The following is a 6,723-nucleotide window of genomic DNA, read 5'->3' as shown; positions in this document are numbered from 1 at the left end:
TTTTCCAAAAAGCTTCAGAAGACGCCGCCTTTTTAAAAAAAGGCAGCACCCAAAAACTTTTCTTATTTTTATCAATGATTTGTTTTCAAACACTCCCTCAGCCAGAGGGACAAAGCCGCGCTTTTACAATCCTTTGGGGTCAGGGCACCTGCCGCGCGGTGTCGGGATGGAGTTCCTCCTCCAGCGTGGGGATCTTCTCTCCGATCAGCAGGTTAAGCACCACGGCCGAACACACGCACAAAAACACCCCGTTACCAAGAAACAGCCGCGCCATCCCGCTGACATGCGCCAACAGGATGGGACATGACATCGGCAACATGCCCAGCCCCATGGAAACCGCCGCAATCATGCCATTGCGCGTGCCCTCGAAACGGACATGCAACAGTTCGCGGATGCCCCCCACCGCCGTCATCCCGAACATCACCAGCGCACATCCCCCCAGTACCGGCGCGGGCATGGCCGCGATCACCGCGCCGAGTTTCGGGAACAGGCCCAGCACGATCAGCACCACCCCCGCCGCCGCGACGACAAAGCGGCTGCGGATGTTGGTCATCGCGATCAGGCCGGTATTCTGCGTAAACGCGTTATAGGGAAAGCTGTTGAACAGCCCCCCCAACATGGTGGACAGGCCATCCGCACGGAACGCCGCGATCAGCGTTTCCTCGTCCATGGGGCGTTCGGTAATGCGCCCCACGGCAATACAGTTGCCCGTCGTTTCCGCAAGGATCACCAGCATCGTCAGCGTCATGATCAACACCGGCACCACATGAAAGGTCGGCACGCCAAAGGCCATGGGCATGCTGAGCGCGAACCACGGTGCATCATGCACGGCCTGAAAATGACCCATGCCACAAGCCAGCGCGATGATGCTGCCGATAATCAGGCCAAGCAGCACGCTGATATTGGAGATAAAACCCGATCCCGCGGCATAGACCGCCAGCGTGACCGCCATTGTCACGCCGCCCAGAACAAGGTTCGGGGACGTACCGAACGCCGCATCCGATGGCGTCCCACCCCCCAGCCATACGCCTGCCACCGGAATCAGTGTCAGGCCGATGACCGTTAACAAACAACCCGTCGCAACGGGTGGGATAAACCGCATCAGCCGCCCCAGCGCCGGGGCCAGCACCAACGTGCAGCCCCCCGCCCCGATGATCGCGCCAAAGATGGCGCTGTTTCCATACATCTTGCCAATCATCACCATGGGCGCCAGCGTCACGAACGACGCCCCCTGCACGATCGGCAGGCGGGAGCCAATCTTCCCGATCCCCACGGCCTGGATGATTGTGGCAATCCCTGCTGTCATCAAACCGGAATTGATCAGGGTAATCGTCTGCCCCATGTCCAGACCCAGTGTCGCGGCAAGGATGAGGGGCACGGCCACGGTGCCCGAATACATCACAAGCGCATGCTGCAGCCCGAACGTAAACAGCATGCCAAGCGGGGGGACTTCATCAATCGGGTGGGGTCTGCTGTGCTGCATGGTGGTCGTTGCCTTCGGCATCACGATAAAAGGCCGTTCCAAAACAGCCAGCGGATGCAAAGAAAAGGTTCGGGGGCATAACTTCCAAAAGATGCTTAAATATTAAGACTCTTTTGGAAATAATACCTTCCATGAACCTTTCATGATGAACGGTATGTTTCATGGGCCATGCCCGTGCGCGGCCCGATGCGTGATGACCCGTTCATCACGCATTTTCCACCCCGCAACGGACAGGACAGGACAGGACAGGACAGGACAGGACAATACGAACAGCCCGCCGCATCCTTGCGTCAACGCGACGGGCCATCGCCCTCAGAACGCGGTGGAGATCGTGCCGGTCATGGTGAAGCGCGGTTCCACCATGAAGGAGTTGCCATTCGCACTGCGTCCACCACTTGCACCGTAATAGACGTTATATCCCCCCTGATTGCCCGCGGAATAAATCGCCCCCATCGCCCCGGTGCGCACGACCGATCCCGTCAGGTTGGTGAAGTTCAGGCGGAAGGTTGGCGATTTGGCATACAGGAACGGCTTGAAACGATACCCAAGCGACAGCGTATCGGTGACATAGCCGGGAATGCGTTCACTGTTATCAAGCGCCACCGACTGCGGGCCGGTGTAATGGACGCTCGCATTGGCGAAGAAGCCCTTGTATTTATAGGTCAGGCCGAAATTGGCCATGACATGCGGCGCCATGATGGCCTGCTGGCCCTTGGCACGGATCAGGTTTCCATTGCCATCCGTCACATTGGAATCCTGCGTCGCATGCAGATATTCGAACGAGGCATACGGGCTGAACCCGTAATATGACCGGCCCGCCACCATAACGTCAAAACCACGCATGGTCTGGTTCCCGCCCTCGATCGGGGCATACTGGTTCGCACCGATATAGGTGTCGAGAATGCGGTTCGTCACGTTGTAGTTGAACAGCGCAAGATCAACCATCACGTATTTGTCGTGATAGCGATAGCCCAGCTCTTCCTTGATGGAATACTGGTTCTTGAGCATTTTCGTTCCCGGCGTGGTCCAGCCAAGGTCAACGGCGCTTGGCTCACGGTAATCACCTTCGGCGTTCACATAGATCTGGTGATGATCATTGAACTGATATCCGATCGAAAGCTGCGGCAGGGGTTCAGTCGTGTTGGTCCCGCTACGCGCGCCGGTATAGTTCGAACTGTGATTCATCCACTGCTTGTTCCACGCATTGGACATCACGAATTTGAAGCCCGCATGGATCGTCAGTCGGTCATTGAAATATTTTGCCGTGTCCTGCACAAACAGCGAATGCAGTTCATATCCTGCGGTCTGCCCAAATACCGCGTTGCTGTTGATCTGGTACTGTGCCCAGTTGGGGCTGGGGTTCGCGCCATTGGCCATCGTGGCGCTGAGCGGATAGGACTGGATGGTCTGGGCATTTTCATACCAGTACCCGACCGAGAAATGGTTATGCGTGTCGATCTGGTAATTCAGCTTTGCCACCGCACCGACCTGACGCACTTCGTTTTGAAGGAAGTAATTGGTCAGGTTCTGGTTTGTCGCAAGCTGCCCGTTGTTGTAATAGGCCACCGACGACCCGAACAGCGTATTGTACGACCCGTCGGACGCCGTCGTCCCGCCAGGGGAACCATCCCATCCCTGCCCAAAGCTGAAATAAGGTTGCAGGTCGAGGGAGAAGCGTGACGGCAGCACCACATGCACAGGTGCGGTCAGAAAGATCTGGTTCCAGTGATCGTTATTGTTCTTCCAGTAATTATCGCTGGAAGGATCGGAATTACGGCCATATCCGACGCCAGTATGTTTGTAGTTATAGAATGCCGTGGCATCAGGATAGGAATCGATTGTGAAATCCTCGGCATTCCATGACAGGAACAGCCGCGCCGTCGATCCGTTTTTCCAATCCTTTTGCAACCCGAAATCAATATGCCTGCGCTGGTTGATACCCGATCCCATCCATGATCGCGCGTGCGAGTTGGAGAATGAAAAGAAGCTGCGCACGCCCGTATTGCCGATATCCCCGGATTCAAGGCGGATGAATTCGCGTGACAGGTTGTTCGTGCCATACGAAAAATCCGTCATGCCCCCGAATTTGTGCGATGCCGTGTGGGAACGTTCGTTCATGACACCGCCCGCCGCCGACATGACCGGCAGATCGGTGCCCGCGCTGCCTGGCGTGACCTCGACACTTTCAAGGTTTTCGGAATCAATGTTTTCCGCCAGATATTTCGCAGCCGCCGCCGGTGCGCCATCAAGCATCAGCCCCATGTCGAGGTCCGTCAGGCCACGCACCTGAATCTGTCCCCCTTCCATGCCCGATGAATCCGGGGTCGTGACATTCAGGCTGGGCAGGTTTTTCACCAGATCCAGTCCCGTACTGGTGGGACTGCGCATCTCGATATACTGCTTGCCCACCGTCTGGACCGCATGGGGCGCGGTTTCCAGACGCATCATCCCGCCACCACCATCACGGGCGTCCCGGGCGCGCGAAACATGGATGACCTCTGGCGTCTCAGGGAGGGCTGTCGCGGGGATGGCCGTCGCGGGATGCGCCGATGTTCCCTGCGCGGCGGCCGGCCGTGCTGCTGCCCCCCGATGCGTAACACGATGTGCCACCGCGGGTGCGGACGTTGCCGCAAGCGCCCGATCCATGGTCCCCGCAAGCGCCAGCCCCGCCCCCGCAAGACATGAAACCGCACATAGCCGTGCGCGCAGGCCCATTGCATATTTTCCCATGATACCCCCATCCCCTGTCGTGCGCATGCGTGACGATCCGCCAGTCATCACGATGCATTCCCGTACCGGGACGCATATCCCCGGTTGCATGGCACGCGCAGGTCAACGGCTGACAGCATGGTCGCAGATGGCAGGGCAGTGCATTTCAGCGTGATGTTCATCCGTCCCCCCGAACATTGTTACTCTTCCGATCCGGCATAACAGGACTGCACCTCCCCCGAGGTCATCCACCCAGATCCCCATCCCACAGGCATTCCCCTTCTCCATGCGACCGCGCCGCATGGCCATCGCGCCATACGCGATCATGGAAAAGGATCAGATGCCAGCAGGCGTCTTGTTGACCTAAAGGAAATAAGATGACGGGGGAAAGGCCAAAAAAAGCAACAGGCTGTTTATGTACCTGCATGCACGCCACATCGTGTGCGCGCATCCCCACCAAAGGGGCAAAGCCGGTTGGCAACGCAACGAACCGATCAGGAAATGACGGTTTTACAGGACTGTTTTTACTGTGTTTGTAGAATTACAAAACGATCCCGCAACAAATACAGGGATCATTCCCCATCTGGGACCGACAGACCCGGAACACCGGATGCAGAACCAGCAACAGGCCGTTTCTTTTTCCGTTACACCCCAGACCCCACGGGGCGAACATCCCCACCCCTGTTTTGCCATCCTGAATCGAGGCACCGCACAGATCCATCCAGTGACACGGCATGTCGGCGCCCCCGTCCCCAAAGGCGGCAAAGGCGGCAAAGGCGGCAAAGGCCCTTCTGGACGCCAGAAGATGAAAGCAGGGGAAAAAACATCTCTATAAAAAACTGTTTGAAAAAGAAAAACGGCAGTTACAGACACTACCGTTTTTTCAAGAGATTGTTTGAAAACAACCCTTGGATAAAAAAGAAAAGTTTTGGGGTGCCGCCTTTCGATCGAAAAAGGCGGCGTTTTCTGAAGCTTTTTGGAAAAAGCTTCACCAAAAACCTTTATAATTTCAGGATATTATTAAACGCGACTTTTCAAATAGCCTCTAAAAATATTGGTTATTTCTAGGTTTTTTAAAACTTCATCAAAAATTTTATTGTTCTAGCGCAATACTGGTCATGCTTTTCCAAGCAAGATCTCAAAGATTTAAGGGCCTGCGCAGCTTCAAAAAGATGATGCCTTGCGACGCATTCCGGGAAGCAGCATCACCAAAGCCCCTTCCGCGACATTGAACACCAGCACCGACACCACCCGCATCCCATATGAGCAAGGCAGGCAGAAAGAGCATATGGAACAGTAACCGTACGAAAAAACGGCCCTTCGCGATATGCGAAAGGCCGTTTCCCAAACCCGGTGGCAACAGTAATAGCAGGCTATGCCGCCTTACTGCGCATCCATGAACTGGTCATTACCGATAATGCCCAGCTTCGTGATACCAAGACGCTGCGCATCGGCAAGGACGTGGGCCACGGTCTTGTAATTGGCAAGACGATCCGGATGGATGTGCATTTCAGGCTGCACCGGCATCGACGCCGCCTCTGTAAAATGCGCCTGAAGTGCGGCTTCATCAGGTACCGGGTCACCGTTCCAGGTGATCGTATTGTCGAAATCAATCGACACCGTATCAATCTGTGGGTCCGGCTCTGTCGAGGGGGGAGGATTCCCCTGCGGCAGGTCCATTGAAACCGAATGCGTCTGCATCGGGATGGTAATGATCAGCATGATCAGCAGCACAAGCATGACGTCAATCAGGGGCGTGGTATTGATATCTACAATACCTTCGTCCTCTGTCGTGCTGCTGGACCCGACATTCATGCCCATGGCGCGTATTCTCCCAAAAGTGGCCGGGATTGCCTCCCGGCCGGGAATGGATACCGAGGATCAGCCGTGGGGCTGTTCGGTAATAAAGTCAATGTGAATGATGCCCGCCTGCTGACAGGCCGCAACAACCTTGCCGACTGCCTCATACTTGGCGGCCATGTCGCCCCGGATCTGGATCTGCGGCTGCGGCTTCTGTGCCGCCGCATGTTCCAGATGCGATTCGAGGTCGGCATAGCCATTCAGCGGGGTTTCTCCCCAATATGCCTGCCCCTTGGACGTCACCGCGATCACGACGTTATCAATCGCGGTGCGGGTCGGCTGGTTTGCATCCATCGGCAGCTTTACCGTGATGGTGTGCGTCGCAACTGGAATAGTGATCAGAAAGATGATCAGCAGCACCAGCATGACGTCGACAAGCGGTGTGGTGTTGATGGCCGACACCACCTCGTCTTCATCGCCGCCACCTCCAACTTGCATTCCCATGATCAGGCCACCCGATTGTCAATAGTCGTGGTTGTAGGAGAATTGTCCGGACGAACCGCAATCGTGTTCTGCGGATCGGAACCATGACGATAGCCGCCCATCAGGATGGACTGCAAGTCAGCGGCGAAGTTACGCACCAGATCCATCGCGCCCTTGTTACGGCGCACCAGCAGGTTGTAGCCCAGAACCGCCGGAACCGCGGTGCCAAGGCCGATGGCCGTCATGAT

Annotated in this window: 5 protein-coding genes and 1 pseudogene; all 6 read right to left on the bottom strand. The window is 56.3% G+C overall.

The genetic code is table 11. The features are described from left to right. Window positions 1-139: 139 nt before the first annotated feature. Window positions 140-1,483, bottom strand: a complete 1,344-nt coding sequence (locus B7G66_RS14180) for a nucleobase:cation symporter-2 family protein (RefSeq protein ID WP_040511304.1) — start codon at window positions 1,481-1,483, stop codon at window positions 140-142. Next, window positions 1,455-1,646, bottom strand: coding sequence for a hypothetical protein (locus B7G66_RS17535; RefSeq protein ID WP_141312653.1), 192 nt, complete (start codon window positions 1,644-1,646; stop codon window positions 1,455-1,457). Before B7G66_RS17535 ends, B7G66_RS14180 begins: the two co-directional genes overlap by 29 nt. Before the next feature lie 149 nt (window positions 1,647-1,795). Further along, the gene (locus tag B7G66_RS14175; protein ID WP_237700322.1) at window positions 1,796-4,240 is read right to left on the bottom strand and encodes a TonB-dependent receptor; all 2,445 of its coding nucleotides are present in this window, start codon (window positions 4,238-4,240) and stop codon (window positions 1,796-1,798) included. A 1,335-nt stretch (window positions 4,241-5,575) separates the two neighbouring features. After that, entirely contained in the window at window positions 5,576-6,013 is a 438-nt protein-coding gene (locus B7G66_RS14165) for an ExbD/TolR family protein (protein WP_003617173.1), read from the bottom strand. A gap of 60 nt (window positions 6,014-6,073) precedes the next feature. Beyond that, entirely contained in the window at window positions 6,074-6,496 is a 423-nt protein-coding gene (locus B7G66_RS14160; protein WP_040510365.1) for an ExbD/TolR family protein, read from the bottom strand. 2 nt (window positions 6,497-6,498) lie between these two features. Further along, window positions 6,499-6,723 (bottom strand): annotated as a pseudogene (locus tag B7G66_RS14155) (MotA/TolQ/ExbB proton channel family protein); the annotation flags it as partial.

The organism is Novacetimonas hansenii JCM 7643 (assembly GCF_000964405.1).
Classification (GTDB): Bacteria; Pseudomonadota; Alphaproteobacteria; order Acetobacterales; family Acetobacteraceae; genus Novacetimonas; species Novacetimonas hansenii.
Note: the sequence above shows the minus strand (reverse complement) of the source record. Positions and strands in the feature narration are given on the sequence as shown.

What these genes read in the sequence shown, in the direction of transcription:
- B7G66_RS14180 (WP_040511304.1), bottom strand. Translation starts at nt 1,483, where the DNA reads ATGCAGCACAGCAGACCCCACCCGATTGATGAAGTCCCCCCGCTTGGC.
- B7G66_RS17535 (WP_141312653.1), bottom strand. Translation starts at nt 1,646, where the DNA reads ATGAAACATACCGTTCATCATGAAAGGTTCATGGAAGGTATTATTTCC.
- B7G66_RS14175 (WP_237700322.1), bottom strand. Translation starts at nt 4,240, where the DNA reads ATGCGCACGACAGGGGATGGGGGTATCATGGGAAAATATGCAATGGGC.
- B7G66_RS14165 (WP_003617173.1), bottom strand. Translation starts at nt 6,013, where the DNA reads ATGGGCATGAATGTCGGGTCCAGCAGCACGACAGAGGACGAAGGTATT.
- B7G66_RS14160 (WP_040510365.1), bottom strand. Translation starts at nt 6,496, where the DNA reads ATGGGAATGCAAGTTGGAGGTGGCGGCGATGAAGACGAGGTGGTGTCG.